This window comes from Nostocoides sp. (assembly GCF_035343835.1).
Taxonomy (GTDB): Bacteria; Actinomycetota; Actinomycetes; order Actinomycetales; family Dermatophilaceae; genus Nostocoides_A; species Nostocoides_A vanveenii.
Genome location: NZ_DAOQZV010000106.1, coordinates 1 through 2,677, shown reverse-complemented (window position 1 = coordinate 2,677; position 2,677 = coordinate 1). Strand labels below are relative to the sequence as shown.

At 71.1% G+C, this 2,677-nt stretch carries 1 protein-coding gene; it reads left to right on the top strand.

The window, feature by feature from the left end; all coding sequences use genetic code 11:
• Positions 1–359 precede the first annotated feature (359 nt).
• A partial coding sequence (locus tag PKH97_RS09125) for an Rne/Rng family ribonuclease (RefSeq protein ID WP_324387103.1) occupies positions 360–2,677 on the top strand: 2,318 nt, incomplete at its 3' end.

Genomic DNA, 2,677 nt, shown 5'->3' with positions numbered 1-2,677 from the left:
GCGAGGTGGCGCAGTCCGCTACCGGCGAGGGCACGGAGCAGACGGCTGAGCAGATCACCGATGGTGGATCAGGCGAGTCGGCGCCGGGCGAATCCGGCGCGGCGGGCCCAGCCGCCCAGAGCGACCTGGGCATCGGCCAAGTGGCCGACGCCGAGGACGCCCAGTCCGAGACAGCAGCCGACCCCGGCGCCGCGGACCGCCCGGCCGACCATGGCGAGGAGGTGGCCGGTCTCGCCGACGGCGGCACGTCGGACGCCGAGGATGCCGAGGATGCCGAGCCCGACGCTGCTAGCGACGCGGCCACTGACTTCGTCGCCGACCGGTCCGAAGGCGCGGAGACCGACCGCCGCGACGAAGCGATGAGCGAGCGCGCTGATGGTTCAAGCGCGCTGCAGCCCGCAAGTGACGAGCCCGAATCGCCCCGCCCGCACCAGAGCGCGTTCGGCCTGCTCTTCCAGGCGCCCGAAGCCCCGGCCCGCCGCCGCGCCTCGCGCCCGGCCGGTGCCGCCGTCACCGTGCCGTCGTCCACGACTCCTTCTGCCGCCGCCGACGGCTCCGGGGCCGAGCATGAGGTCGTCCTCGACCCCGAAAGAGAGCCGGCAGCCACCGAGGACGAATCCCGGTCGGTAGGCGCCGGCCGCGGGTCACGTCGTGGTTCGCGCCGCGCCGGCGCCACCACGTCCTCCCGGAACGCCGCCCTCGAGAGCGCGGCAGCCCGGAGCGCCGATGGCGAGAACGCCCGCGAGAACTCCGGTGCCGGGAGCGCCGATATCCAGAGCTCCGGCGCCCGGGCCGGCGACGACGACAGCGCAGAGAAGGCGGACGTCGACCCCGCGGAGGGCGCCGAAACCGACGCCGCCGACGACGGCTCGGCGACCGGATCGCGCAGTCGGCGCCGCCGCGGTGGCCGCGGTCGCCGCGCCCGTGCGAACTCATCCGACGCCGAAGGCGCGGAGGCCGACGAGGCCGTACAGGAGTCCGAGGCGAGTGCGCAGGAGGAGGGGAGCGAACGGCATACGGATGCGGGCGAGGCCGCTGACGACGACGCCAACAACCCGGCCCGCCGCCGGCGCCGGCGCCGCCGCTCCGGAGCAGCAGGCGAGAGCGAGGACCCGCCCGGCACGGTGACGCGCGTTCGCGAGGTGCGCCGGGCTCGCGACGAGGTTGCCTCGGTGCGAGGTTCGACGCGGCTGGAGGCCAAGAAGCAGCGCCGCCGCGAGGGACGCGAAGCCGGCCGGCGCCGCACGATCATCACCGAGAAGGAATTCCTCGCGCGCCGCGAGAGCGTCGAGCGCGTCATGGTCGTCCGCCGACTCGACGGCCGCACCCAGATCGGCGTCCTTGAGGACGGCATCCTCGTCGAGCACTACGTCTCGCGCACGACGAATGCGTCGATGGCCGGCAATATCTATCTCGGGCGCGTCCAGAACGTCCTGCCCTCGATGGAGGCCGCCTTCGTCGACATCGGTCGCGGCCGCAATGCCGTGCTCTATGCCGGCGAGGTCAACTGGGATGTCGCGGGTCTTGAGACCGGTGAGGCCAAGCGCATCGAGAACGTCCTGACCTCTGGGGAGTCCGTTCTCGTCCAGGTCACCAAGGACCCGATCGGGCACAAGGGTGCGCGGTTGACGTCGCAGATCTCACTGCCGGGTCGCTATCTGGTCTATGTGCCGCAGGGCTCGATGACTGGCATCTCGCGCAAGCTGCCCGACACCGAGCGGGCTCGGCTCAAGGCCATCCTCAAAGAGATCGTCCCCGCCGACGCCGGCGTCATCGTGCGCACCGCGGCCGAGGGCGCCAGCGAGGAGGAGTTGCGGCGTGATGTCGAGCGGCTCGCCAAAACCTGGGAGCGAGTCAGCGCGGCCGCGGCCGGCAAGTCCGGCAAGAAGACGGGCAACGCGCCGACGCTGCTCTACTCCGAGCCCGACCTGACCGTCCGCGTGATCCGCGACGTCTTCAACGAGGACTTCACCTCGCTCGTCGTCTCCGGCGACGACGTCTGGGCCGAGATCAGCACCTATATCGACGATGTCGCGCCCGACCTCGCCGCACGGATGACCAAGTGGACCGATGCGCGCGACATCTTCAGCGCGCACCGGATCGACGAACAAGTGACCAAGGCGCTCGATCGCAAGGTCTACCTGCCCTCCGGCGGCTCCTTGGTCATCGACCGCACCGAGGCGATGACCGTGGTCGACGTCAACACCGGCAAGTTCGTCGGCTCCGGGGGCAACCTCGAAGAGACCGTCACCAAGAACAATCTCGAAGCCGCCGAAGAGATCGTCCGCCAACTGCGCCTGCGCGACATCGGCGGCATCATCGTCATCGACTTCATCGACATGGTCCTGGAGTCCAACCGCGACCTGGTCGTCCGGCGCCTGCTCGAATGCCTTGGTCGCGACCGCACGAAACACCAGGTCGCGGAGGTGACCTCGCTCGGGCTGGTCCAGATGACTCGCAAGCGGGTGGCGTCGGGGCTTTTGGAAGTCTTCTCCGAGTCGTGCGAGCACTGCCACGGTCGCGGCGTGATCGTGCGCACCACTCCCGTGGACGCCGTCGAAACCCACGACCACGAACGCGAGCCCTCGGACACGTCGTCCCGGTCCTCGCGCAGCCGTTCGCGTGGCCGCCAGCCCGACCCCGCGAAGGCGCCCGAGCCGGCGCCCGTGCGCACGGG